This window comes from Pseudomonas sp. LS44 (assembly GCF_024730785.1).
Taxonomy (GTDB): Bacteria; Pseudomonadota; Gammaproteobacteria; order Pseudomonadales; family Pseudomonadaceae; genus Aquipseudomonas.
In genome coordinates this window covers 3416584-3443368 of the sequence record NZ_CP102830.1, presented here as the reverse complement: position 1 = coordinate 3443368, position 26785 = coordinate 3416584, and the positions used below count along the sequence as shown (strand labels likewise).

The 26785-nt window shown below is 62.8% G+C and carries 19 protein-coding genes and 1 riboswitch; of the genes, 11 read left to right on the top strand and 8 right to left on the bottom strand.

All coding sequences use genetic code 11. From position 1 onward, the window contains the following. The first annotated feature begins 27 nt into the window (after positions 1-27). Entirely contained in the window at positions 28-1014 is a 987-nt protein-coding gene (locus NVV93_RS15385) for an NAD-dependent epimerase/dehydratase family protein (protein ID WP_258251516.1), read from the top strand. A gap of 15 nt (positions 1015-1029) precedes the next feature. Here NVV93_RS15385 and NVV93_RS15380 read toward each other — a convergent pair whose 3' ends face one another. The 5 genes from NVV93_RS15380 to NVV93_RS15360 form a co-directional block, all read right to left on the bottom strand. Next, positions 1030-1473, bottom strand: a complete 444-nt coding sequence (locus tag NVV93_RS15380) for an ester cyclase (protein ID WP_258251515.1) — start codon at positions 1471-1473, stop codon at positions 1030-1032. Positions 1474-1576: 103 nt separating this feature from the next. Continuing rightward, the gene (locus NVV93_RS15375; RefSeq protein ID WP_258254389.1) at positions 1577-2158 is read right to left on the bottom strand and encodes a TMEM165/GDT1 family protein; all 582 of its coding nucleotides are present in this window, start codon (positions 2156-2158) and stop codon (positions 1577-1579) included. A gap of 80 nt (positions 2159-2238) precedes the next feature. Beyond that, positions 2239-2370, bottom strand: a riboswitch (yybP-ykoY riboswitch). A gap of 38 nt (positions 2371-2408) precedes the next feature. Beyond that, complete coding sequence (locus NVV93_RS15370) at positions 2409-3812, bottom strand: amino acid permease (protein WP_258254388.1); 1404 nt, start codon at positions 3810-3812, stop codon at positions 2409-2411. Between the two features lie 381 nt (positions 3813-4193). After that, positions 4194-5195, bottom strand: a complete 1002-nt coding sequence (locus NVV93_RS15365) for a class I SAM-dependent methyltransferase (protein ID WP_258251514.1) — start codon at positions 5193-5195, stop codon at positions 4194-4196. Between the two features lie 47 nt (positions 5196-5242). Continuing rightward, positions 5243-6202: a 2-hydroxyacid dehydrogenase gene (locus NVV93_RS15360; RefSeq protein ID WP_258251513.1), complete on the bottom strand. Its 960-nt coding sequence runs from the start codon at positions 6200-6202 to the stop codon at positions 5243-5245. A 140-nt stretch (positions 6203-6342) separates the two neighbouring features. On the opposite strand from NVV93_RS15360, the gene NVV93_RS15355 reads away from it, so the two are divergent. Both NVV93_RS15355 and NVV93_RS15350 read left to right on the top strand, forming a co-directional pair. Then, positions 6343-7920, top strand: coding sequence for a sensor domain-containing diguanylate cyclase (locus tag NVV93_RS15355; protein ID WP_258251512.1), 1578 nt, complete (start codon positions 6343-6345; stop codon positions 7918-7920). A gap of 310 nt (positions 7921-8230) precedes the next feature. Beyond that, entirely contained in the window at positions 8231-8863 is a 633-nt protein-coding gene (locus NVV93_RS15350; RefSeq protein WP_258251511.1) for a LysE family translocator, read from the top strand. Positions 8864-9304: 441 nt separating this feature from the next. On the opposite strand, the gene mapR is transcribed toward NVV93_RS15350, so the two are convergent. Both mapR and ccoG read right to left on the bottom strand, forming a co-directional pair. Continuing rightward, entirely contained in the window at positions 9305-10714 is a 1410-nt protein-coding gene (gene mapR, locus NVV93_RS15345) for a GntR family transcriptional regulator MpaR (RefSeq protein ID WP_258251510.1), read from the bottom strand. A gap of 64 nt (positions 10715-10778) precedes the next feature. Further along, entirely contained in the window at positions 10779-12194 is a 1416-nt protein-coding gene (gene ccoG, locus NVV93_RS15340) for a cytochrome c oxidase accessory protein CcoG (protein ID WP_258251509.1), read from the bottom strand. A 547-nt stretch (positions 12195-12741) separates the two neighbouring features. Here ccoG and NVV93_RS15335 point away from each other — a divergent pair. The 4 genes from NVV93_RS15335 (at position 12742) to NVV93_RS15320 (ending at position 16661) form a co-directional block, all read left to right on the top strand. Next, positions 12742-13575 carry a hypothetical protein gene (locus NVV93_RS15335; RefSeq protein ID WP_258251508.1) on the top strand — a complete coding sequence of 278 codons (834 nt, stop codon included), beginning with the start codon at positions 12742-12744 and terminating at the stop codon, positions 13573-13575. 329 nt (positions 13576-13904) lie between these two features. Continuing rightward, positions 13905-14318, top strand: a complete 414-nt coding sequence (locus tag NVV93_RS15330; RefSeq protein WP_258251507.1) for a PaaI family thioesterase — start codon at positions 13905-13907, stop codon at positions 14316-14318. 166 nt (positions 14319-14484) lie between these two features. Then, positions 14485-16155 (top strand): nitrite/sulfite reductase, encoded by a 1671-nt coding sequence (locus NVV93_RS15325; RefSeq protein ID WP_258251506.1) that lies wholly within the window; start codon positions 14485-14487, stop codon positions 16153-16155. Next, a complete protein-coding gene (locus NVV93_RS15320; protein ID WP_258251505.1) occupies positions 16152-16661 on the top strand; it encodes a DUF934 domain-containing protein in 510 nt (169 codons plus the stop codon). Before NVV93_RS15325 ends, NVV93_RS15320 begins: the two co-directional genes overlap by 4 nt. 345 nt (positions 16662-17006) lie before the next feature. Here the strand turns inward: NVV93_RS15320 and NVV93_RS15315 are convergent, their stop codons facing one another. Then, complete coding sequence (locus tag NVV93_RS15315) at positions 17007-18182, bottom strand: acetyl-CoA C-acyltransferase (RefSeq protein ID WP_258251504.1); 1176 nt, start codon at positions 18180-18182, stop codon at positions 17007-17009. A 145-nt stretch (positions 18183-18327) separates the two neighbouring features. Here NVV93_RS15315 and NVV93_RS15310 point away from each other — a divergent pair, with 145 nt between their 5' ends. From NVV93_RS15310 to NVV93_RS15295, 4 genes are all read left to right on the top strand, one after another. Then, positions 18328-20010 (top strand): fatty acid--CoA ligase, encoded by a 1683-nt coding sequence (locus tag NVV93_RS15310; protein WP_258251503.1) that lies wholly within the window; start codon positions 18328-18330, stop codon positions 20008-20010. Positions 20011-20228: 218 nt separating this feature from the next. After that, positions 20229-22184, top strand: coding sequence for a DUF1302 domain-containing protein (locus NVV93_RS15305; protein ID WP_258251502.1), 1956 nt, complete (start codon positions 20229-20231; stop codon positions 22182-22184). A 28-nt stretch (positions 22185-22212) separates the two neighbouring features. Further along, the gene (locus NVV93_RS15300) at positions 22213-23580 is read left to right on the top strand and encodes a DUF1329 domain-containing protein (RefSeq protein ID WP_258251501.1); all 1368 of its coding nucleotides are present in this window, start codon (positions 22213-22215) and stop codon (positions 23578-23580) included. A 389-nt stretch (positions 23581-23969) separates the two neighbouring features. After that, entirely contained in the window at positions 23970-26696 is a 2727-nt protein-coding gene (locus NVV93_RS15295) for a LuxR C-terminal-related transcriptional regulator (protein ID WP_258251500.1), read from the top strand. Positions 26697-26785: the final 89 nt, after the last annotated feature.

Here is a 26785-nt window from a genome sequence, read left to right as displayed (position 1 = left end):
GCTTCGGGTTGAAGGCAAGGAGCTGTCGTGAAGATTGGCGTTCTGGGGGCGACCGGTTTGCTCGGTCATCATTGCGCCCGCGCGGTGCGGGCGGCCGGCCACCAATTGGTGCTGATCCACCGGCCATCCTCACGCATCGAGCGGTTGGCCTATCTCGAGCCGGAATACCGCTCCGCCGAGTTGCTCGATCACCAGGCCCTGAGCCGCGCCTTGCAGGGGCTGGACGGGGTGATGTTCTGCGCCGGTTACTACCCCACCAAGCCGCGGCGCTGGCAGGACGATGTGTCCAACGCGTTGAGCCGCAGCAAGCACTTCTACGCGGCCTGTCAGGCCGCACGGGTACCGCGGATTCTCTATGTCGGCGCGGCCATCGCCTTGCCACGCCATCCACGGGGCCTGCCAGGGCATGAAGGGTTGTTCCACGAAGCCATGCCGAGCTGGCGCAATGCCTATCTGCTGAGCAAGTGGGCGCTCGACGAGCAGGCCCGCGAGCAGGCGCGTAGCGGTTTACCAGTGGTGATCGGCATTCCTGGTATGAGCCTCGGCGAATTCGATGTCGGACCGAGCACCGGGCGTTTGATTACCGCCATGAGCAACGGCCTGATGAGCCGTTACGTATCGGGCCAGCGCAACCTGATCGATGCCAGCGATGCCGGGCGCGGTTTGCTGTTGGCATTGGAGAAAGGGCGCATTGGCGAGCGCTATCTGCTCACCGGGCACAACATCGATATGCGCGAACTGACTGGGCGGGTCGCGGCGTTACTGGGTGTGCCGGCGCCGACCCCGTTGCCATTGCCGGCCGCCAAGCTACTCGCCGGGCTCGGTCGAGTGCGTTATCGACTGACCGGCAAGCTGCCGTTGCTGGACGACACGACGATTGCGGTGATGGCGGGCGGGCAGTATCTGGATGGCCAGAAAGCCCGTGACGAACTCGGCTTTGTCGCCGAAACGTCGGTGGAAGAGACGCTGACCCGCACCATCCAGTGGTTTCGGGCCAACGGCTATCTGAACTAATCGGCGGACGCTGCTTTACGGCAGGGCGGTTTCCGCCAGCGGGCGAGACTGCAGCCCCAGCTGAGCGCGGAAGCTTTCCATGTCGAACATGGTGCAGATTTCTTCGATCAAGCCGTTGCTGCCGATGGTCCAGCAGGCCATGGCGGAAATACTCAACACCTTGTCGCTGACCGGATAGCCAAACGCCGGTTTGCTGATAGTGCCGATCAGCGTGCTCCAGCTGAACACCTTGTTGCCCTCGGCCAGGCACTCCTCGACCACCACCTCCAGATCCGGCATGGCACCGCGGATTTCCTGAACCAGAGCGACGAAAGCGGCGCTATTTATGGGGTGACCGGCAAACGAGCTTTTGTACAGAAAGGTCTTGCTGTGTAGGTGCTCGGCGAGAGCCAGCCGCCCACGATTCCAAGATAGATCGATGTGCTGGCGAATCAGCCGTTTCATGTCGTCCAGGGTCATCCGTTACTCCAGAGTGCGTCGAGGAAGAGGCTTCGACGCACTCTAGCAGTGCGGATCGGAGCGGCATTGGCCGAAACGCCGCTCTGCCGGCGTCAGGGTCAGGTCAGATGAAGCCGCTCAGTTGCAAGGCGTGGTAGCCGGCAGCTGCCGCCAGAATGGCGAAGGCGATGGCAGCAATCTTGCGAATCAGATCCAGCGGTAAGCGCTCGGCGGCAAAGTTGCCCGCTAGTACCACCGGTACGTTAGCCAGCAGCATGCCCACCGTGGTGCCGATCACTACCATCAGCAGGTGCGGGTATTGCGCGGCGAGCATCACCGTGGCGATCTGCGTCTTATCGCCCATCTCGGCCAGGAAGAAAGCGATCAGGGTGGTGAGGAACGGGCCATAGCGTTTGAATTTCGAGGCTTCGTCGTCATCCATTTTGTCCGGCACCAGCGTCCATAGCGCCACGGCGGCGAACGAGGCAGCCAGAATCCAGCTGAGGGTCACGGCGGAGAAGAAACTGGCGACCCAGTTGCCGATGGCGCCGGCGGCGAAATGGTTGGCCAGGGTCGCGGCGACGATCCCGGCGATGATCGGCCAGGGCTTGCGAAAGCGTGCGGCCAGCAGCAGGGCGAGCAGCTGCGTCTTATCACCGATTTCGGCGATGGCAACGATTCCGGTAGGGACCAGTAGGGATTCCAGCATCAGACTTCCTAAGGGGCGGGTCGACTAATCACATATGACACGTACGCCTGCCCACCCCGGGTCAGGTCATTCGTGTCATAGGTCTTGTCAAACCGCGAGCCTGTCTGAGCAGGCTTGGGTCGTACGCGCCATGGTCTGTGGACCAAGTATGTTGACGCGTACCATACGAGCAGGGCGCTCGTGGGAGACTACTCCCCTAGGACGGGGTGCATTGTGCCCAAGACGTGGGGGGTGAGCAACTTTTTGCTCACTCTTGCTCGTGGGCCGAGCGTACGTTCATTTCCTCGTAGCGCACGAATTGCGAGTGATTTTTCAGCCGATAGCCCCACCAGATGGCGAGGAACAGCGGCAAGCTGATGTACGTGGCGACCAGCCCGGCCCAGTCGATCTGCTCGCCAAAGAAGGCCTGATAGTTCTGCCCGAGGGTAATCGCCAGACACAGGCAGAAGGCGAACAGCGGGCCGAATGGAAACCACTTGGCGCGATAGGGCAGCTCGTTGAGATCGCCGCCTTGCAGCACGAAGCCCTTGCGGAAGCGGTAGTGGGAGATGGCAATACCCAGCCAAACGATGAAGCCGCACATTCCCGAGGTATTCAGCAGCCAGGTGTACACTGTCTTGTCGCCGACGAAGCTGGTGAGGAAGCACAGCGCACCGATCAGCGTGGTCGCGTACAGCGCGTTGCGTGGCACGCCGTTCTGCGACAGGCGGCTGAACAGCTTGGGCGCCTTGTGCTGCACGGCCATGGTGTAAAGCATGCGCGCCGAAGCATACATGCCGGAGTTACCGGCCGAGAGGATCGCCGAGAGGATCACCGCGTTCATTACCCCGGCCGCCGCAGCCAGCCCGGCGCGCTCGAACAGCAGGGTGAATGGCGAAGTGCTGATGCTCGCATCGCCGGTCTTCAGCAGGTTGGGGTCGGTATACGGAATCAGCATGCCGATGACGAAGATCGACAGGATGTAGAACATCAGGATGCGCCAGAACACCTGGCGGATCGCCACCGGAATGGTCTTCTGCGGGTTCTCCGACTCGCCGGCGGCGACCCCGATCAGCTCGGTGCCCTGGAACGAGAAGCCGGCAATCATCGCCACCCCGACCATCGCCTGCAGGCCGCCGACGAAGGGCGCGTCGCCACTGGTGAAGTTGCTGAATCCGGGCGAGTCGATGCCATGCATGATGCCGATGATGCTCGCCAGGCCGACGCCGATGAAGATCACCACGGCGATCACCTTGATCAGCGCGAACCAGAACTCGCTCTCACCGAAACCCTTCACCGAGAAGAAGTTGAGCAAGAACATCAAGGCGAGAAATATCGCGCTCCAGTACAGGCCGGGCACGTCGGGGAACCAGAAGCTCATCACCAATTGCGCCGCGACCAGCTCGGCGGCGATGGTCACCGCCCAGTTGTACCAATAGTTCCAGCCCATGGCGAAGCCGAAACCCTCGTCGATGAAGCGACTGCCATAAGTGCAGAACGAGCCGGAGTCCGGAATGTAGGCGGCCAATTCGCCCAGGCTGGTCATCAGGAAGAACACCATCAGGCCGATCAGCGCGTAGGCCAGCAGTGCGCCGCCGGGGCCGGCGGTGGCCACCGTGCTGCCGGAAGCAACGAACAGCCCGGTGCCGATCGAGCCGCCGATGGCGATCATGTTCAGGTGGCGTGGTTTCAGCGAACGCTTGAGTTGCGGTGGGGTCTTTTCCGGCGATTTGGCGAAGATTAGCGCGGCTTCACGGGTGACGGTCTTCAAGACAACCTCGATAACAGGGGGCATGCGGCAGTGCGCCGATCCGTTGGCTTCATGGAGTGTGCGTGCTGATTGTACAAAAGCAAGTGGGCGGGCTTGATGGGAAGATGCAGGCGAAGGTAAACCGTAGGGCGGGTTAGGCGCGCCACGGAGTATTGATTGAGCGCCGATATGAGCGCGCCGTAACCCGCCGCTTGGTGTCCGGGCAGACAGCGCTGGTGGGTTACGCCGCGCTCGGAGGCCGTGATGAATTTAGGCCTCTCGGTATGGCGCTGCTAACCCACCCTACGCTTTGCGCCGCGCGCGGTAGATGCGGAAGCCGTCGCCGCTGGCGAGGGTCTGGCAGGCGCCGAGGTACTGCTCGATCAATGGCGGGTATTTGAGAAAACTGTTGGCCACCAGGCGCAACTCGCCTCCGGGCTGCAAATGGCGGGCGGCCTCGCGCAGCAGATCTTCGCTGGCCTGGTAATGGGTATGCACGCCCTCGTGGAACGGCGGATTACTGAGAATCGCGCTGAGCTCTAGCGGCGCGGCGGCGATGCCGTCACCGCACAGTACCTCGGCGTCCAGCGCATTGGCGGCCAGGGTCAGACGGCTGCTGGCGGCGGCGAAGGCATCGACGTCCAGCATGGTCACCCGGTTGTGTGGGTAGCGGCGCTTGAGCACCGCACCCAGGACTCCTGCGCCGCAACCGAAATCGAGCAAATGTCCGGCTGGCAGATTGTCGAGCTGACCGAGCAATAGCGCGGTGCCGCGATCCAGGCGGCCATGGCTGAACACCCCGGGCAGGCTGACCACCTGCAGTGGGCCATCCTCCAGCGGCAATTCATAACGGCGCGCCAACCCTTCGAGATCGGGCGCGGCGGGCGTCTGCTCGACCTGCACCTTCCACAATTGGCAGTGCCGCGCGCTATCGAGCTTGTACGGCTGGCCGAAGGGTTGCAGTTGCTTGGCCGCGCGCTCGATACCGGCGCGTTTCTCGCCGACCAGGAACAGTTCGGCGCCGGGCAGGCGCGCGGCCAGGGCGGTGAGCAGGTAATCGGTGAGTTCGCGGGATTTCGGCAGGAACAGTACGGCGGCGCTGAATGCGGTTGCCGGTGGTGCGACGCCGAACTGGCTGCGACCGGTGAAGCGTTGCTCGAGTCGCGCCTGATCGCCGGCGTGCCAGCTCCAGCCCTGGGCGTGCGGCAACTCGGCGAGCAAATCGTCAGCTGGTAAGCCGGCCAGCAGCAGGTTGCCGCCGAACAGTTCGGCTTGGCGCAGCAGCACTTCGCTTCGCGGGTCCATAGGCGTTCTCCGATTAAAACCGCAGCTAGAAAATAAAGCCGCGCAGCTTAGCCGACCACGCGGATCGGTGCACCGGCGAAGAAGGCCTGGGCATTTTCGCTCAACTGACCAACGATGCGTTGGCGCGCCTCGCGGCTGCCCCAGGCGTTGTGCGGGGTGATGATCAGTCGCGGGATGTCGCCGGCCAGCAGTGGATTGCCCTGGCGCGGCGGCTCTTCGGTCAACACATCGGTGGCCGCACCGCCCAGGTGACCGGCGCGCAAGGCATCGGCCAGCGCCTGTTCGTCGATCAAGCCGCCCCGTGCGGTATTGATCAGCAAGGCGCTGGGTTTCATCAGCCGTAGCTCGGCGGCGCCGATCAGGTTGCGGGTTTGTTCGTTGAGTGGGCAGTGCAGGGTCAGGGCATCCACCTGCGGCAGCAATTCGCTCAACGGCAGGCGCCCGTCGCGCGCCGGGCGGCCGGGCAGCTGACCGAGCAACACGCGCATGCCCAGCGCTTCGGCGAGCTTGGCCACCGCGCCGCCCAGTTCGCCATGTCCGAGCAGGCCGAGGGTCTTGCCTTGCAACTCGATGATCGGGAAATCCAGCAGGCAGAACTGGCTCGCCTGCTGCCAGCGCCCGGCCCGTACCGCGTCGTGGTAGTCGGGCAGGCGGGTGGCGAGGGCGAGCAGCAGCATCAAGGTGTGCTGGGCGACCGATGGGGTGCCGTAGCCCTGGCAGTTGCAGACACGCACGCCCTGGGCGCGCGCGGCGTCCAGGTCGACATTGTTGGTACCGGTGGCCGACAGCAGCACCAGCTTGAGGTCCGGGCAGGAGGCCAGGGTGGTGGCGTCGATCGGCGCCTTGTTGCTGATCACCACCTGCGCGCCGCGCAGGCGTTCGGCAATTTCTTCCGGGCGGCTGGCGTCATGCACGACCAGTTCGTCGAACGACTGGCGCAGCGGGATCAGATCAAGATCACCTAGGTCGAGGGAAGCAAGATCGAGAAAAACGGCACGGTTAGTCATGGGGGATTCCGCTTTAGCTGACGAGATGAGCAGAGCACGATAATCGACTTATTGGAGTAAACCATTGCACCTTTGGCTGTCGGCTCGGCGGCAAAGGTGCTTATATGCGTGCTATCCATCCGCGACTCCAGTAGTGGTCCATGACCGATCTGTCGCCACGCCAACCGCTTTCGACGCGCTTGCTCAAACCTCACAGGCTGCTGCCGATGGCACGGCTGTTCGTGGTGTCGGTGGCGCTGTCGCTGATTCTCGGCGTGGCCTGGATGATCGATGCGGCCCGCGACGCCCGGCTGCAGGAAGCGCAAAGTTCGACCTCCAACCTCGCCTACGCTCTGGCGCGCCATGCGCAGGACACCCTGATCAAGGCCGACACCGTATTGGTCGGGCTGGTCGAGCGGCTGCAGACCGATGGCCAGGGACCGGCGGCCATGCCCCGCTTGGAACGCTTTATGAAGCTGCAGACTGGCGGGCTGTCGCAGTTGCTCGGTCTGTTCGCCTTCGATCGCGACGGTAACTGGCTGGCCAATTCGTTCAACCATCTTCCATCCGGCGTCAATAACAGCGACCGCGAGTATTTCCAGTTTCATCGCGATAACCCCGGCAGTGGTCCGCATGTCGGCCTGCCTGTGCGCAGCCGCACCACCGGCGACTGGATCATTCCGGTCTCGCGGCGGGTCGACGATGCGCAAGGCCAGTTCGCCGGCGTGGTGCTGGCGGCGATCAACATGAGCTACTTCCAGCAGTTCTACGACACCTTCGATCTGAAGGATCACGGTGCCATTACTCTGGCTCGCGATGACGGCACGCTGCTGGTGCGTCAGCCGTACCTGGAGAGCATGATCGGCAAGAAGCTGTCTTCCAGCCCGATTTTCAGCACCTACCTGCGTCAGCAACCGGTCGGTAACGCGCGCTTCGTCTCTGTCATGGATGGTGTCGAGCGGCTGTACAGCTACCGGCATCTGGAAGGCTACCCGCTGGTGGTCACCGCGGCGCTGTCGCGGGATGAAGCGCTGGCCAGCTGGCGCAGCGAGTCGTATCGACAGGCGGCTGCGACACTTTTCGTGGTCGTGCTGCTGGGTTTGTTCGGCTTCTACCTGATTCGTTTGATCAAGTCCGGGATGCTTGCCGCAGAGCAGCTGCGCAGCGCTCGCGACAGCCTGGAAACGCTGAATCAGCGCCTGGAAAAGCTGGCCCTGGAGGACGAGCTGACTGGCTTGGCCAACCGCCGCTGCTTGATGGCCCGGCTGGACGAGGAGGTCCTGCGAGCCACGCGTCATCAACGGCCGCTGGCCTTGGTGCTGCTGGACGTCGATCACTTCAAGCAGTTCAACGACCTGTATGGCCATAACGCCGGCGACGAGTGTCTGCGCAACGTGGCGCAGGCGCTACGCTGTGGCCAGAAGCGCCCGGGCGATCTGGCGGCGCGTTACGGTGGCGAGGAGTTCTGCGTGCTGCTGCCGGAAACCGATGCGGCGGGCGCTGAGAGCGTCGCCGAATTGATTCGGCATACCCTGCAAGCCCAGCACATCGTGCATGCCGGCAGCTCGTTCGGCGTGGTGACTATCAGCGCCGGGCTGCACGTGCTGGTGCCGTCTGGCGAGGGCGAAAGTGCGGCTGCTTTGCTGCATTGTGCCGACCGGGCGCTGTATCAGGCCAAGGCTGCTGGGCGCAATCGGGTGCGGCGGTTCGATCTCAGCCTGTTCAAGGAAAAGCTCTAAGAACCTGTTTACGATCTGCTGCGCGTCGGCCCTGCTGCGTTAAAAACAGGCTCGGAAAGCCGCTTGTGGCTAACGCGCTGCAGCGCGACCCGAAGGGCGAGTGAAACGAGTAATGCTCATTTACAGCCCGTAAACTCCGCTTCCTCGCCTGTTTTGTCTTGCATGGCTCTAGCTCGCGAGATCGTAAACAGGTTCTAAGTCAGGTGGTTTGGCGAGATTTGCCTGCTGATCCTGGTCGATCGCTTCCAACTGTATCTGTCGACGGCTGCCAAGGCGGCGTAAGGTGAGCCGCGAGCTTTTGGAGAGTGCTATGTACTGGGCGGAATTCCTTACCGTTGTCCTCATTCACCTACTGGCTGTCGCCAGCCCCGGTCCGGATTTCGCCATCGTGGTGCGTGAAAGCGTGGCCAACGGTCGCCGCGCCGGTACCTGGACTGCGCTGGGCGTCGGCACCGGGATTTTCGTGCATGTCGGCTATTCGCTGCTCGGCATCGGCTTGATCGTCTCGCAGTCGATTCTGCTGTTCAACGCGCTGAAATGGCTGGCCGCGGCTTACTTGCTGTACATCGGCATCAAGGCCCTGCGCGCCAAGCCGGCGGCGCCGGCCAGCCTCGAGTCGTCCAGCGTCGAGCCACTGGCGCGCAGCTCTCGCGGCGCTTTCGTCACCGGCTTCGTCACCAACGGTCTGAACCCCAAGGCGACGTTGTTCTTTCTCTCGCTGTTCACCGTGGTCATCGACCCGCACACCCCACATTGGGTGCAGGCCGGCTATGGCGTTTACCTGGCGCTGGCCACTGCGCTGTGGTTCTGCCTGGTGGCGCGGTTGTTCAGCCAGCAGCGCGTGCGCGCCGGTTTCGCGCGCATGGGCCATTGGTTCGACCGGGCGATGGGTGCGGTGTTGATTGCCTTGGGCGTGAAGCTGGCGTTCACCCAGCTGCGCTAGTTGCTGCTTGGGTGGGTCGAGCGTAGCGATACCCATCGCTATCGGTTTTTTGGGCATCGCTGTGCTCAGCCCAACCTACGGTCTGTGGCGATACGGTGCGCTGACTCCCCTCTGCCCATTTATGGGAGAGGGGCGGGGGGAGAGGGCTGAGGTGTAGCGTCTGCACGACCCCTCTCCCTAACCCTCTCCCCGGCGGGGCGAGGGGATACGAAACATGAAATCCCCGCCGTCTATTCATACCCGGATCGTAGGATGGGTATCGCTGCGCTCAACCTGCGCGGCCCGCCCCATCCTACGGTTCTCGCCTGTGAGAATTATCGGCCGGCGGAGTGGTGGATAAGCACAGCGTTATCCACCCCTGTCAGGCCAGCGCTGGCCGGTTCGTATCGCTGCCCGCGTAGGGTGGAAAACTGCGCAGCATTTTCCACCGTTTGCACGGCTTCAAAACGTCGCGAGAATCCGCCCCAGCACTTCCATGGCCCGCTCGCTCTGCGCCGTCCACGGATGGCCGTGGTTGAGGCGGGCGCAGTTGCGAAAGCCGCGGGTGGCGGAAAAGATCGGCCCGGGGGCGAGGCTGATGCCTTGGGCCAGGGCCAGCTGGAACAGCTGCAGCGAATCCACCGCCGCGGGGAACTCGAACCACAGAAAGTAACCGCCGCTCGGTCGGCTGACTCGCGTGCCCGGCGGAAAGTGTCGGGCGGCGGAGGCGAGCATGGCGTCTTGCTGGCTTTCCAGGGCATGCCGCAGCTTGCGCAGGTGGCGATCGTAGCCGCCGTGCTGCAGGTAATCGGCGATCGCCGCTTGGGCCGGCACCGAGGGCGAGATAGTAGTCATCAGCTTGAGCCGGCTGATCTGCTCGGCATACCGCCCGCCAGCCACCCAGCCGACCCGATAGCCCGGCGCCAGGCTCTTGGAGAACGAGCCGCAGTGCATCACCAAGCCGTCGCGGTCGAAGCTCTTCACCGGCTTCGGCGGCTGGCTGCCGTAATACAACTCGGCGTACACGTCGTCCTCGATCAGCGGCACCTGATGCTGGTGCAGCAGCTCGTACAGCGCGCGCTTGTTGTCTTCGCTGATGCTCGCGCCGAGTGGATTTTGCAGGCTGCTCATGAACCAGCAGGCCTTGATCGGCAGGCGCGCCAGGCTATCGGCGAGGGTCGCCAGGTCGATGCCTTCGCGCGGGTGCACGGGAATTTCCACCGCCTTGAGCTGCAGGCGTTCGAGCACCTGCAGGGTGGCGTAGAAGGCCGGCGACTCGATGGCGACCAGATCGCCTGGGCTGGTCACGCATTGCAAACACAGGTTCAGCGCCTCCATGGCACCGTTGCTGATCACCAGCTCCTCCAACGGCAGGCGCACGCCGCTGGCCATGTAACGCAGGGCGATCTGCCGGCGCAGGTCGGGATTGCCGGCGGTCATGTCGGCGATCACCGCGTGCGCCGGCATGTCGCGCAGGGCATGAGCCATCGAGCGCGCCAGGCGCGCGAGGGGAAACAGTTCAGGGCTCGGAAAGGCCGAACCGAATGGCACGGTGTGCGGGTCTTTCAGCGAGCCGAGCACCGAGAACACCAGCTCGCTGACGTCCACCGAGGTGGTGCGCGCGGCTTGGGCAGTGGCCTGCGGTTCGGCCAGCGGGTGCTCGGCCAGTTCGCGGACGAAGTAGCCGGAGCGCGGCCGGGCGCTGATCAGACCGCGATCTTCGAGCAGGTAATAAGCCTGGAACACGGTCGATGGGCTAACCCGGTAGGTGCGGCTGGCATGCCGCACCGACGGCACCTTGTCGCCGGCGGCGAGCACCCCGGAGCGGATCAGGTGAGCGATCTGGTCGGCGAATTGTTCGTAGCGTTTCATCGAGTCCGCGCGAGCTGCCTGCAGGTGCCGCCACTTTACGGGGAGTTGTGCGGCCATGCGACGCTCAGCGCAGCGCGGGGGCGATGAAGATGCTGCCGGCCTGGGCCCGCTCGCCGGCAGCGGCCAGGTTGCGCACCTGAAACTGCACGGGCGTGGTGCTGGCCGGCGCTTGAGCGGCGGTCAGGGTGACGCTTACCGGTAACTCAAGAATCTCCCCGGCCGCCAGCTGCAATTGCTGGTGCGCGCCCTCCAGGCGGAACGGCCCTTCATTCAGCAGGCCCAGGGCATAGCGCTGCGGTTCCTGGGTCTTGTTGATCAGCTTGAGGCGATAGACGTTCTCGATCTGCCCAGCGGCGTTCTCGCGGAACAGGCTGCGGTCGCGGGCTACTTCGAGCGATACCAGCGGACGCACATCCAGCGCCCAGACGAACGCGCCAAGCATCAGCAGCAGGGCGCCGGCATAGCCGAGCAGGCGAGGGCGCAGCCAATGCGTGCTGCCGCCCTGCAGCTCGCGTTCCGAGGCGTAACGCACCAGGCCGCGCTCGTAGCCCATCTTGTCCATGATCGAATCGCAGGCGTCGACACACGCTGCGCAGCCGATGCAGTCGACCTGCAAGCCGTCGCGGATGTCGATGCCGGTCGGGCAAACCTGCACGCACAGCTGACAGTCGATGCAATCGCCGAGGCCGGCGGCGCGATGGTCGCTGCCTTTCTTGCGCGGTCCGCGGCCTTCGCCGCGCGCCGCGTCGTAGGCCACGGTGAGGGTGTCCTGATCGAACATCACGCTCTGGAAGCGTGCGTAGGGGCACATGTACACGCAGACTTTCTCGCGCAGCCAGCCGGCGTTGAGGTAGGTCGCGCCGGTGAAGAACAAAATCCAGAACAGCTCGGCGCCTTCCAGTTGCAGGCTGAACAGCTCCAGCGCCAGCGGCCGGATCGGCGTGAAGTAGCCGATGAAGGTCAGTGCGGTGGCCAGGCTGAGTGCCAGCCACAGACCGTGTTTGGCGCTACGGCGCAGCAACTTGCTCGGCGACCAAGGCGCGGCATCCAGGCGAATACGCTGGTGGCGCTCACCCTCGGTGAGGTTTTCCGCCCACATGAACATCCAGGTCCACACGCTCTGCGGGCAGCTGTAGCCGCACCAGACCCGCCCGGCGACCACGGTGATGGCGAACAAGCCGAATGCGCAGATGATCAGCAACGCCGACAGGAGAATGAAATCCTGCGGCCAGAAGGTCGCGCCGAAGATGTAGTAGCGGTGTTCGGCGAGATTCCACAGCACCGCTTGGCGCCCGTCCCAGTCCAGCCAGGCCGTGCCGAAGAACAACAGGCACAGCAGGCCGGCGCCGTAGCGCCGCAGATTGCGAAACTGGCCGCTGAAACTGCGGGTGTGGATCGGCCCGCCGGCCAGGGACGGGGTCAGGCGGATTGGCTGGGGATCGATGGATTCGACGATCCGGGCGGGGATGCGTTCGGTCATGGCATTAAGCCTCATCAGAGCTTTCTAGGAATGAGGCGAATGGTCCGCGCAAGGCTGATTGAGTAACAGATTCAGATCGGCGAATAAAAAACGGATCAGATGGGGTGTGGCCGATCCGGCTGGTGCAGGAAGGGAGAATCCTGATGGTTCCCACGCTCCGCGTGGGAATGCCTCCCAGGACGCTCAGCGTCCGGCTCGGGCCTGCGGCGCAGAGCGCCGCGGGTCGGTGCTCCCACGCTGGAGCGTGGGAGCTATCAAAGGAAGGGAGGATTAGTTGTCGCGGGTTAACGACGGACAGTCGTTTTGGGGTGGTAGGGAAGTAGTGGAATTGGGCGATTGTGTTTGCTCAATCGGCCACGCTAACCTCGGGCTCGGCAAAACATTGCGAATACGGATTTTTCGTTATGGGGCATAACCGCCATATGCCACTGTTGCCTTTCCGTTTGCTGCGGCCTGTGTTGTGCGTGGCATGTACCCACCAACCCCGTTTGGCGTGATATGCACCAATTGGTTTATAAGCCCAGTTAGACACAACCGGAGATTAGCCATGGACAATGAAGATAAACATATTCGAACAGAAGAATTTATTGTCTATGATCTTGCTATTATTAAAAATAGAAGCAAGTGGAAGAGATACTACAGAGTAATTGCAAATGCCATGAGCTCAATTCCTTGGGTAGGGCCAATAATTTCGGCGCAGAAAGAGTTTTCTGGAGACCCAGAGCAAGACGAAGTAAATGAGCTGTATCAGGAATGGCTAAAAGTACACAAGCACAAAATAGAAGGACTCATGATTTCTCTAGATGAGGTTACTGAGCGATTAGAGACAGTACCTGACCAGCTAGAAAGTAGAATAAATTCAGAAGAGTACCTCTCGCTAGTGCGGCGCGCGTTCAAAAGCTGGGATAATGCTGAAACTAAAGAGAAAAAAGAATACATTGTTAATCTTATCTCCAACTCAGCCTCCACAAACATGTGTCCGGATGACCTAATTCGGCTTTTTAATGACTGGCTTGATCAATACCATGAAATTCATTTCAAAGTCATTCGTGCCATTTATCAAAGCAATGGCATCACTCGTTTGGGCATATGGAAGTCTGTAAGTAGCGTAATACCGCGCGAAGATGGCGCAGAAGCGGATTTATTCAAGCTACTAATTAGAGATTTAAGCACTGGCGGCGTTATAAGGCAGTATAGGGAAACAAATTACCACGGTGAGTTTGTAAAGAAAACGCCCGCAAAGAGCAGTTTCAAAGGCAGTTCATCTAGCACAATGGAGTCTGCTTTTGAAAATACAAAACCCTATCAGCTAACCGAGCTTGGGTCGCAATTCGTACATTACACTATGAATCAAGTAGTGAAACGAATTGGGAGCGCCTAACAAATCGCTCACTTCGTTCGCTGGGACGGGCTAAAGCCCGCCCCTTAGCTTAATCGTTAGCGAGGTAGCGTGGATAACTTGCGGTGGAAAACGCTTCGCGGTTTTCCACCCTACGGGATCGAGAGGTAGGGTGGACAACGTTTACTTGTCCACCATCAATGTATCCCGCAACGCAACGCTCAAGGGTGAGCCGTCATGTCCAATTACCGCCGCGCCTTACTTGGCATAGAGTGTGGCGCGGAGAGTGGTCATTACAGAATTCAACCTCGCACCCCTTCGTTCGCTAGACAGCCACAAACCTAATTATTAGCCATTCCTTGGACCCGACCATGTCAACCAAACAACAAATTGCCGACTTCATCAAAACCGAATTCCCCCACTCCAGAATCGCCATCGAAGCCGTCGGCGATAAGTGCGCCACGGTCTCGCAGGAAATCGGCGAGTCTGAACTGCGTCCCGGCGGTACGGTGTCTGGGCCGACGCTGATGGCGGTGGCGGATGTGGCGCTGTATGTCGCGGTGCTCGGCGAGATCGGCATCGTGCCGTTGGCGGTTACCACCAACCTGACCATCAACTTCCTGAGAAGGCCGGAGGCGGGCAAGCGCATCATCGGCGAGTGCCGGCTGATGAAGGTTGGCAAGACGCTGGCCATTGGCGAGGTGTCGCTGTATTCGGAAGGTGGCGAAGAGCCCGTCGCCCACGTGGTGGGGACCTACGCGATCCCGCCGGTGCATCTGCGCTGATCTCGGTCAGGGCGGGCGTAGCTGCAGGGGTGCGCCGCCTGAACGCCATCTGATCTGCTTTTTCTCTTTGGATCTGAGTCTGTTACGTATCCCCGCCACCACGCCACCACGCCATAGTCGCCTCACGCTGAGCCCCGCACAGAGGGCCGCTGATGAGGCCATTGGCATGTATCAATACGACGATTACGACCACGCGCTGGTACGCGAGCGCGTCGCGCAGTTCCGCGATCAGGTGCGCCGCCGCCTCAGCGATGAGCTGAGCGAAGAAGAATTCCTGCCGCTGCGGTTGCAGAACGGCCTGTATCTGCAGAAACACGCCTACATGCTGCGCGTGGCGATCCCTTACGGCACCTTGTCGTCCGTGCAGCTGCGCACTTTGGCGCACATCGCTCGTGAATATGACCGGGGTTACGGCCACCTCACCACGCGGCAGAACATTCAGTTCAACTGGATCGAGCTGGAACAGGTGCCGGACATCCTCGAGTGGCTGGCCGAGGTGGAAATGCATGCGATCCAGACCTCCGGCAACTGTGTGCGCAACGTCACCACCGAGGCGTTCGCCGGCGTGGCAGCCGACGAGTTGCTCGACCCGCGACCGCTGGCGGAACTGCTGCGCCAATGGTCGACGGTCAACCCGGAGTTCCTGTTCCTGCCGCGCAAGTTCAAGATCGCGCTGAGCTCCGCCCGTGAGGAGCGCGCCGCGGTGCAGGTGCATGACATCGGCCTGCAGCTGTACCGCGATGGCGACGGCGAACTGCTCCTGCGCGTGCTGGTCGGCGGCGGCCTGGGGCGCACGCCGATCATCGGCGTGGCGATCCGTGACGGTCTGTCGTGGCGTCACCTGCTCAGCTATGTCGAGGCCGTCCTGCGTGTCTACAACCGCCACGGCCGGCGCGACAACAAGTACAAGGCGCGAATCAAGATTCTCCTCAAGGCGCTGGGCGCCGAGGCCTTCGCGCGTGAGGTGGAGGAGGAGTGGGCGCAGATCAAGGACGGTCCGGCCGAGCTGACGATTGAGGAATACGCGCGGGTCGCCGCGCACTTCTTGCCGCCGGGTTATCTGGCACAGCCCGCTGTCGACCTCGATTTCGGCAGCCAGTTACAGCGCGAACCGGCCTTCGCCCGCTGGTTTACGCGCAACGTGCAGCCGCACAAGGTCGCCGGCTACGCCAGCGTGGTGCTGTCGACCAAGCCGGGAGCCAGCGCACCGCCGGGGGACATCACCGCGGCCCAGATGGAGGCGGTCGCCGATTGGGCCGAGCGCTTCGGCTGCGGCGAAATCCGCGTCAGCCACGAACAGAACCTGGTCCTGCCGGACGTGCCGCGAAACCAGTTGTTCGCGCTCTGGCAGGCGGCCACGGCAGCCGGGCTGGCGACGGAGAATATCGGTTTGCTCAGCGACATCATCGCCTGCCCCGGCGGTGATTACTGCGCGCTGGCCAACGCCAAATCGATCCCTATCGCCCAGGCGATCCAGCAGCGTTTCGAGGATCTCGACTACCTGCATGACATCGGCGCGCTGAGCCTGAATATCTCCGGCTGCATGAACGCCTGCGGGCACCACCACATCGGCAATATCGGCATCCTCGGCGTGGATAAGAACGGCAGCGAGTGGTACCAGATCACCCTCGGCGGCGCCCAGGGCAACGCCAGCGCGCTGGGCAAGGTGATCGGCCCGGCGTTCAGCGCCGAACAGGTGCCGGAGGTGATCGAGCGGATCATCCGGGTCTATCTGCAGCGCCGCGAGGAGGGCGAAGCATTCGTCGACACCTGTGCGCGCGTCGGCCTGGAGCCGTTCAAGGCGCAGATCTATCGGGCGCAGGAGCAACCGGCATGAACAACCTGATCAAGTTGCTGGATGGCGCGGCGCAGGTGGTGCAGGACGATCCTTGGCAGCTGGTGCGCGAGGCGGAAGAGCTGGACGCGTCGGGACCGCTGATTCTACCCCTGGCCGTGTGGCGCGAACGGCAGAGCGATGCAGTACTGGCCGGTCGCGAGCCCAGCGCGGATGGCCTGTGGTTGGCACCTGACGATGAGGTGGAAAGCCTGGTCGCCTGCCTGTCGGCGTTGCCGCTGCTGGCCGTCGACTTTCCCAGTTTTCGCGATGGTCGCGGTTACAGCCAAGCGTATCTGCTGCGCTCGCGCCTCGGCTGGAGCGGCGAGTTGCGCGCGGTCGGCGAGGTGCTGCGCGATCAGCTCAGCCATATGCGCCAGTGCGGTTTCGATGCCTTCGCGGTGCGTGCCGACAAGTCGGTGGACGATGCACTGCTCGGTCTGGCCGGCATGAGCGTGCAGTACGGCCGCTCGGTGATCGAACCGCGGCCGTTGTTTCGGCGGCGTTGAGGGATTTGCAGCCTGCCCGTTCGCGTAGGGTGGAAAACTGCGAAGCATTTTCCACCAGATCTCGGATCGCGAGACGTTGAACAGCTTTGGAGGATGGGTCGGGCCGCGCAGGTTGAGCGAAGCGATACCCATCGACATCGGTCGTGGTCGTTGGGCATCGCTGCGCTCAGCCCAACCTACGGTCTGGCTCCCCTCTGCCCATTTATGGGAGAGGGGCGGGGGAGAGGGCTCAGGTAGGAGCGGTGTGATCTGCCCCCCCTCTCCCTAACCCTCTCCCCGGAGGGGCGAGGGGATAAAAAGCAAAAGCCCCGCATTAGCGGGGCTTTTTATTAGCGGTAAAGCCGATCAGATCAGCTCGATCGCCACCGCCGTCGCTTCGCCGCCGCCGATGCACAGCGAGGCCACGCCGCGCTTGCCGCCGGTGTTCTTCAGGGCGTTGATCAGGGTGATGATGATCCGCGAACCCGTCGAGCCGACCGGGTGGCCCTGGGCGCAGGCGCCACCGTAGACGTTGACCTTGGCGTGATCCAGGCCGTGTTCGCGCATCGCCAGCATGGTCACCATGGCGAAGGCTTCGTTGATTTCGAACAGGTCGACGTCGTCCTTGCTCCAGCCGGTCTTCTTGAACAGGTTGGTCATGGCGCCGATCGGGGCGATGGTGAACTCGCTCGGGTCCTGGCTCTGGGTGGCATGGCCGACGATCTTGGCCAACGGCTTGAGGCCGCGTTTGGCGGCTTCTTCAGCGGTCATCAGGACCAGCGCGCTGGCACCGTCGGAGATCGAGCTGGCGTTGGCCGCGGTGATGGTGCCGTCTTTGCGGAAGGCCGGCTTGAGGCCAGGAATCTTGTCCAGGTTGGCATTCAGCGGCTGCTCGTCGTCCTTGACCACGACTTCGCCTTTGCGGCTGGTCACGGTGACCGGGACGATTTCGGCATCCAACGCGCCGGCCTTGATCGCGTTCTGGGCGCGCTTCAGCGACTCGATCGCATAGGCGTCCATGTCTTCACGGCCAATGCCGTACTTGTCGGCGGTTTCCTGGGCGAAGGAGCCCATCAGGCGGCCGGTGCGCGCGTCTTCCAGACCGTCGAGGAACATGTGGTCCTTGATCTCGCCGTGACCCATGCGCAGGCCGCTGCGGGCTTTTTCCAGCACGTAAGGCGCGTTGGACATGCTTTCCATGCCGCCGGCGACCATCACGTTATTGGTGCCGGCCTTGAGCAGGTCATGGGCCAGCATCACCGCTTTCATGCCCGAGCCGCAGAGCTTGTTGATGGTGGTGCAACCGGCGGCGCTCGGCAGGCCGGCGTTGAGGGCGGCCTGGCGGGCCGGGCCTTGCTTGAGGCCGGCGGGCAGCACGCAACCCATGATCACTTCCTGCACGTCGGCAGGAGCGATGCCGGCACGGCTGACGGCTTCGCGAATGGCGATGGCGCCCAGGTCGACGGCGCTGACGCCGGACAGGCTGCCTTGAAAGCCACCCATCGGGGTACGGGCTCCGCTGACAATAACGATATCGGTCATGGTGTCACCTCTACTTAACTAGGCTCTAACGAATTCGGGCTGCGGATTCTAGCGGAAATCATTCTTAGGGCTGATTCTTCCGCCTCGCGAGCGTCCTACAGTCTGACGAAATGTCCAATAATCGTCACGTTCCCAGGTACTTGCCATGCTCCAGACCCGTCTCATCGCCCCGGCCGACAATGCCCATGCCTATCCGCTGCTGATCAAGAGCCTGCTGCTGTCTGGCAAGCGTTACGAGAAGAACCGCGAAATCGTCTATCGCGACAGCGTGCGTTACAGCTATGCGACCTTTAACGAGCGGGTCGCGCGGCTGGCCAATGTGCTGACCGAGGCCGGCGTGAAGGCGGGCGATACTGTGGCGGTGATGGATTGGGACAGCCATCGCTATCTGGAATGCATGTTCGCCATCCCGATGATCGGCGCGGTGCTGCACACCATCAACATCCGCCTGTCGCCGGACCAGATCCTCTACACCATGAACCACGCCGAAGACCGCTATGTGCTGGTCAACAGCGAGTTCGTGGCGCTCTACCAGGGCATTGCCGCGCAACTGACCACGGTCGAGAAGACGTTGTTACTCACCGATACAGCGGGCCGGCACGCCGAGCTACCCAATCTGCTCGGTGAATACGAAACCCTGCTGGCCGCGGCCAGCCCGCAGTACGCCTTCCCCGATTTCGACGAGAACTCGGTGGCCACCACCTTCTATACCACCGGCACCACCGGCAACCCGAAAGGCGTGTACTTCAGCCATCGCCAGCTGGTCCTGCATACCTTGTCGATGGCCGCGACGGTCGGCAGCCTGGACAGCATCCGCCTGATGGGCAGCGACGACGTGTACATGCCGATCACGCCGATGTTTCACGTACATGCCTGGGGCGTGCCGTACGTGGCCACCCTGCTCGGGGTCAAACAGGTCTACCCCGGACGTTACGAGCCGGACATGCTGTGCCGCCTGATTCGCGAAGAGAAAGTGACCTTCTCGCATTGCGTGCCGACCATCCTGCAGATGGTCCTCAATGCGCCGACCGCCCAGGGTTACGACTTCGGCGGGCTGAAGATGATCATCGGCGGCAGCGCGCTGAACCGCTCGCTGTACGAACTGGCCAAGTCGCGTGGCATCCAGCTGACCGCCGCCTATGGCATGTCCGAGACCTGCCCGCTGATTTCCTGCGGCTACCTCAACGAACAGCTGCAAGCAGGTAACGAAGACGAGCGCACCACTTACCGGATCAAGGCCGGGATTCCCGTGCCGCTGGTCGACGCGGCGATCATGGACGAGCATGGCCACCTGCTGCCGGCCGACGGCGAGTCCCAGGGCGAACTGGTGCTGCGCGCGCCTTGGCTGACCCAGGGCTATTTCCGCGAACCGGAGAAGGGCGTCGAACTGTGGCAGGGCGGCTGGCTGCATACCGGCGACGTCGCCACCATCGACAGCATGGGCTTCATCGACATCCGCGACCGCATCAAGGATGTGATCAAGACCGGCGGCGAGTGGTTGTCATCGCTGGAGTTGGAGGACCTGATCAGTCGTCACGCGGCGGTGCGCGAAGTGGCGGTGGTTGGCGTGCCCGATCCGCAGTGGGGTGAGCGGCCGTTTGCCCTGCTGGTATTGCGCGAGGGGGCCAGTCTGGATGCCAAAGCGCTGAAGGAGCACCTCAAGCCGTTCGTGGAACAAGGGCTGATCAACAAGTGGGCGATCCCCAGCCAAATCGCTTTTGTTACGGAAATCCCCAAGACCAGTGTCGGTAAGCTCGACAAGAAACGCATTCGGGGCGATATCGCCCAATGGCAGGCCAGCGGCAGCGCGTTTCTCTCCACGTTGTAAGCCTTTTGGGTTGCCGGCCTGCACCGGCAACCCGTCTTTTCCGCTGGGATACCGCGCTTTTCACCTCTTTCGGGTGAGGATGGCCGCAAAGGCCAGTATTGAGCGCCTTGGTCTATAGTGTTTGGCAGTTCAAATCACACTTTAGGCTGATCAAGGTACTAATACCTACTGGCTATAGTTCGGCCATCCATAACAAAAAAACACATGGAGTAGCGTCGATGACCACAACAAGAGCATTCTGGCGCCTGGCGAAACTGCCGCTGGCAGTCAGCCTGGCTTCCTCCCTCGCTTCCCCGGCCTTTGCCGTCAATTTCAACATCGGTGAAATCGAAGGTCAGTTCGACTCCGCGCTCTCCGTCGGCGCCAGCTGGTCGACCACCGACCCGAACCGCAACCTGATCGGCGTCAACAACGGCGGCAAAGGCCTGTCGCAGACCTCCGATGACGGCCACCTGAACTTCAAGAAGGGCGAAACCTTCTCGAAGATCTTCAAGGGCATCCATGACCTCGAACTGAAATACGGCGACTTCGGCGTGTTCACCCGCGGCAAGTACTGGTACGACTTCGAGCTGAAGGACGAAAGCCGCCTGTTCAAAGACATCGACGATCACAACCGCAAGGAAGGCGCCCAGTCTTCCGGCGCGCAACTGCTCGATGCCTTCGCCTACTACAACTATGCGGTGGCCGACCAGCCGGGCTCGGCACGCCTGGGCAAGCAGGTGGTGAGCTGGGGTGAGAGCACCTTTATCCAGGGCGGCATCAACAGCATCAACCCGGTCGACGTGTCCGCGTTCCGCCGCCCCGGCGCGGAAGTCAAGGAAGGCCTGATTCCGGTCAACATGTTCTTCGTCCAGCAGAGCCTGACCGAAACCCTGTCCGCCGAGGCCTTCTATCAGCTGGAGTGGGACCAGACCGTGGTGGACAACTGCGGCACCTTCTTCTCCCAGCCGGACGTGGTCGCCGACGGCTGCGACCAGAACCTCGCGGTGCTGACCAACAACCCGACGCAGATCGCTGCAGTCAACGGATTACTGCGCAACGTTGGCCTGGGTGTTACTCCGTCGCAGTGGGGCGAGGGCCTGGTGGTCCAGCGCGGCCCGGACCGCGATGCGCGTGACAGCGGCCAGTTCGGCGTGGCGTTCCGCTATATGTTCGAACCGCTGGACACCGAGTTCGGCGCCTACGCCATGAACTACCACAGTCGTGCACCGATCTTCAGCGGTGCCGGTGCTTCCACTAGCGCGGCCGCGCGCATCAATGGCCTGGCTAGCAACATCGCTGCCGCTGGCAGCTTTGCACCGGGCTCTGTCGCTCTGGCCGGACAGGTCGCTGCAGCCGGCATGGCCGGAAACTCAAGCTACTTCGTGGAGTATCCGGAGGACATCCGCCTGTATGGCCTGAGCTTCTCCACCACGCTGCCCACTGGCACCGCCTGGCAGGGCGAGTTCAGTTACCGGCCGAATGCCCCTGTGCAGCTGAATACCACCGATATCCTGTTCTCCGGCCTGGACCCGATCGCCATTACCACCCCGCTTGGCGTGGTGCGTCCATTCAACAACGCCTCGGTGCTCACCGGCACCGCCGGCCAGGACCAGCCCGGCTATCGGCGCAAGGAGATTAGCCAGCTGCAGACCACCTTCACCCACTTCTTCGATCAGGTGATGGGTGCCGAACGACTGACCCTGGTGGGCGAGGTTGGCTGGACCCACGTCGGTGGCCTGGAAAGCACCTCGAAGGCGCGCTACGGCCGCGACCCGGTATTCGGCCCGGGGCCGCTGCCGGGCACTATCTCCGGCCAGCCGTCCTGCCAGGCGCTGAACATCTCTACGCTGGGCACCGCCAACGCCAACAACGTCAGCCGCTACTGCGAGAGCGAGGGCTACACCACCTCCGATTCCTGGGGTTACCGCGCCCGCGCCATCTGGGATTACAACGACGTGTTCGCCGGGGTGAACCTCAAGCCGAACGTGGCTTGGTCGCACGACGTCGACGGCTATTCGCCGGGCCCGGGCGGCAACTTCGAGGAAGGCCGCAAGGCCGTCAGCCTGGGGGTGGATGCCGAATACCAGAACACCTACACCGCTAGCCTGTCGTACACCAACTTCTTCGATGGCAAGTACACCACCGTTGATGATCGCGACTTCGTCGCGATGAGCCTCGGCGTGAACTTCTAAGCGGACTGAATCAAGGAAAACCATGACGATGAAAACGACAAAACGCCTATTGCAAACCGGCGCCGTGGCCTTGTCTCTGCTGGCGACCAGCGTGATGGCGGCGGTTTCCGCCGACCAGGCCAGCAAGCTCGGTTCGACCCTGACGCCAGTTGGTGCGGAAAAAGCCGCCAATGCCGATGGCAGCATTCCGGCCTGGACCGGCGGTCTGCCGAAGAATGCCGGTACGGTCGACGCCAAGGGCTTCCTGTCTGATCCGTTCGCGGGTGAGAAGCCACTGTTCACCATCACCGCGCAGAACGCCGACCAGTACAAAGACAAGCTGACTCCCGGTCAGCTGGCGATGCTCAAGCGCTACCCGGAAACCTACAAGTTGCCGGTCTACACCAGCCATCGCACCTCCACCCTGCCGGCGGAAGTGTTGGCCGCCACCCAGTACAACGCCACGCACACCAAGCTGGTGGAGGGCGGTAACGGCCTGGAAGACTTCAAGTCCGCCAACCCGTTCCCGATTCCGCAGAACGGTCTGGAAGCGGTGTGGAACCACATCACCCGCTACCGCGGCGGCAGCGTGCGCCGTCTGGTCACCCAGGCCACGCCGCAGCCGAACGGTTCCTACTCGCTGGTGTACTTCCAGGACGAGTTCGTGTTCAGCGACAAGCTGAAGGGCTACGACGCCAGCAAGCCGAGCAACGTGCTGTTCTACTTCAAGCAGCGGGTCACCGCGCCAGCGCGTCTGGCCGGTAACGTCCTGCTGGTGCACGAAACCCTCGACCAGGTGAAAGAGCCACGTCTGGCCTGGCTGTACAACGCCGGCCAGCGCCGTGTACGCCGCGCCCCGCAGGTTTCCTACGACGGCCCGGGTACCGCCGCCGACGGCCTGCGCACCTCCGACAACCTGGACATGTACAACGGTGCGCCGGACCGCTACGACTGGAAATTGGTCGGCAAGCAGGAGCTGTACATCCCGTACAACAGCTACAAGATGGATGATCCGAAGATCAAGTACAGCGAGATCATCAAGCCCGGCCACCTCAATCCGGACATGACCCGTTACGAACTGCACCGCGTCTGGCGCGTGACCGCGACCCTGAAATCGGGCGAGCGGCACATCTACGCCAAGCGCGACATGTTCATTGACGAGGACACCTGGCAAGCCGTGGAAATCGATCACTACGACGGCCGCGGCCAGCTGTGGCGAGTCGCCGAGGCGCACAACCAGTTCTACTACAACAACCAAGTACCGTGGTACACCGCCGAAACCCTGTATGACCTGCAGTCCGGCCGTTACCTGGTGCTGGGCCTGAAGAACGAAGAGAAGCAGGCCTATGACTTCGGTTACAGCGCCTCGGAAAGCGACTTCACCCCAGCGGCCCTGCGCCAGTCGGGCGTGCGCTAAGCCTCTATTCGGCGTGAATTGAACCGGCCTCAGGGCCGGTTTTTTTATGTCTATAGCCCAGCTACGTGTCGAGACGTGCAGGCCCGCTAGGTGATGCCTGCGGCGATGATTCGTAGGGTGGGTTAGCCGTAGGCGTAACCCACCGACCAGACTGGACGCCAGTGTTCTGCGCGGTGCTGCTGGTGGGTTACGCCGCTGCGCGGCTAACCCACCCTACAAAAGCGGTGCGCAACACTTAACGGGTACATGAGTTTTTTATGCCGCGTGCGAGGGCAGGGGAGAACCGCAAGTCGCACTGTTACCTAAACAGGTAGGCCAAGGCTTCTATTACGGGAGCCAAGCGTCTAGGCTGCGAGCGGCCCATTAGCCAGGCATAACAAAAGTCGGTGATGACAGACCTTTCGCGTTCCCCGAATTTTTCCCTGCCCCTCAGCATTGCCGACGGACGTTTCTTTCGTCCGCCGCTGCCGGCTGGCTACGTTTCGCGTCCGCTGCTCTGCGAGCGCCTGGCGCATGGGTTGTCCGGCCGCCTGCTGTTGGTCTGCGCGCCGGCCGGCTTCGGCAAAAGCTCGCTGGCCAGTGAGTTCTGCCAGCAGTTACCGGCGCATTGGCGCAGCCTGTGGCTGGGTTTGAACCCACGCGACAGCGATCCGAGCCGGTTTCTCGAACGCTTGTTGAGTGGTTTGCAGCAGTTTTTCCCCGATCTCGGCGCTGCCGCGTTCGCCCTGTTGCGCATGCGCCAGCGCCATCAACCGTTCGCCTTCGAAGAATGGCTGGACGGCCTGCTTGACGAACTGAGCAGCCATCTCGACCGGGCCCAGCCGTTGCTCCTGGTGCTCGACGATTACCACCTGGCGCAGGGTGCAGTGCTCGATCGCTGTCTGCAGTTTCTTCTCAATCATTTACCCGCCGGCCTGCTGTTGCTGGTCACCAGCCGCCAGCGTCCGGACTGGCATCTGGCCCGCCTGCGACTTTCCCAGCAACTGTTCGAGTTGCAGGAACAGGATCTGCGCCTGACCCCTGAAGAATCCACCGAGCTGCTCGCCAGTCAGGGCGCCGACCTGCATGGCGAAGCCCTGCAAACGCTGGTGCGGCGCAGCGAAGGCTGGGTTGCCGGGTTGCGCCTGTGGTTGCTGGCTGCCGAGCAGGAAACCAGCGGCCCGGCGCCGGCCCTGTATGGCGCCGATGGGTTAATCCGCGATTACCTGCTCGAAGAGGTGATCGAGCGGCAGAGCAGCGAAGTCCAGGCGTTTCTCTACGACACCGCCTGTCTCGATCGCTTCTGCGCGCAGCTTTGCGATGTCGTGCGCGAGAGCCACGACAGCGCGGCGATCCTCCGTCATCTGCAGGCGCATCAGGTGTTTCTAGTGCCGCTCGATGAGCAGGGCCAGTGGTTTCGCTATCACCATCTATTCACCGACCTGCTGCGGGCACGGCCGTCCGAGGTCGGGCAATCGCCGGCGCGCCTGCATCTGCGCGCCTGCCGCTGGTTCAGCGCCCAAGGGCTGCTCGACGAAGCCATCGACCAGGCGCTGTGCGCCGGTCAGCCGGACGTGGCGGCTAGCCTGGTGCAGAACCTTTCCGAGGCGCAGCTGCTCGGCGAGCAGAACGTGGCGATGCTGTTGCGCTGGAAGATGGACCTGCCGGAAAGCCTGCTGATCAGCACTCCGCGGCTGATCGTGCTGTATGCCTGGGCGTTGGCCCTGGCCTGTCAGTCGGATGCTGCCGAAGAGCTGGCCAGTCAGTTGGCGAAATTTCTGCCGGCCCCTTCGGCCAGTGCGCAACGTTCGATGCTCGCCCAATGGTTGGCCTTGAGCGGCATCATCGCCCGGGGCCGCGGTGAGGGCGCGCGCGCCGAGGAGTATTGCGACGAGGCGTTGGCCAGTCTGCCGCGCGAACGGACCGGACAGCGGCAGATGTGCCTGTCGACCCTCTCCAACCTGGCGGTGGTGCGCGGCGACATGTGGCGCGCCCGCGGCCTCAATCGCGAATCGTTGGAGCTGGCCCAGCGGGTCGGCAATCCGCTGTTCGAGGCATTGGCCCATTACGACCGGGCGCGCGTCCTACAGGCCCGCGGCGAAGTGCTGCGCGCCCTCGACGAAGTGCACCATGGCCAGGAGCGCCTCCGCGAACTGCCGGCGCAGCGCCTGTACGCGGTGCGCGCGCGCCTGACGTTGTACGAAGGGCTGCTGCTGGCGCTGCGTCTGCAACCGGACGCCGCGCGGCTCAAATTGCAGGCCGGCATCGTCGAGGCGAGCGCCTGTCGGGATCTCAGCCTGTTGACCGGCTACTACTTGCTGGCTGGCCTCTACGGCCGCGAAGGGCGGTACGCCGAAGCCTTCGCCCAGCTCGCCGAGGCCGAGCGGCTGATGCATATCTGGGATGTGCCACCGGTGTATTACCTGGCCATCCTGACCTTGGCCAAGTGTGAGCTGTGGCTGGCCCAGGGGCAGCTGGAGCTGGCCAGCTTATGGTTGGGGCGGTTGGCGAAAACCTACTGCGGCCTCCAGGCGGCCAGCGCGCCGGAATATCACCCGCAGTTGCCGTTGTATCTGGAACTGCAACAGGCCGCCCTGGAGCGTGTGCAGGGTTTGTTGCCGGCTGCCGAACGGCGGCTGCGCGCACTCAGTCAGCGCGCGCGCAGCCGCGGAGGGCAGACCATGAGCGTGCTGGCCGAGGTGCAGCTGATCGTCCAATACCTGCAGGTCGGCCAGCTGCGCGATGCCCAGCAACATCTGGGCTTGTGCCTGGAGACGGCGGCTGGCGGGGCGTTGCTGCCGTTCGATGAGCTGCTGCAAAAACATCCGCAATGGCTGCGCGAGCAACTGTTGGGACGCCCGGCCTGTGCCCTCGGTGAAATGCTCCTGGCACACCTGCCGCAGACGGACGACGAGCCGCTGCCCGCGGCTGGCAACGCCGCCGAATCCCTCAGCTCGCGTGAGTTGGCGGTGTTGAAGCTGATCGCCCAGGGCTGCTCGAACCAGGAAATCAGCGAGCGCCTGTTCATCTCCTTGCACACGGTGAAGACTCACGCGCGGCACATCAACAGCAAACTGGGTGTCGAGCGCCGCACCCAGGCGGTAGCGCGGGCCAAGGCCTTGGGCCTGCTGCGCTGAGCCCTCGGGTGGGGGTAGGTTGGTGCTGAGCGCAGCGATGCCCAACGGGCGTCCTCCGCGCGTTGGGCATCGTCGCTGGCTCCTCAGCC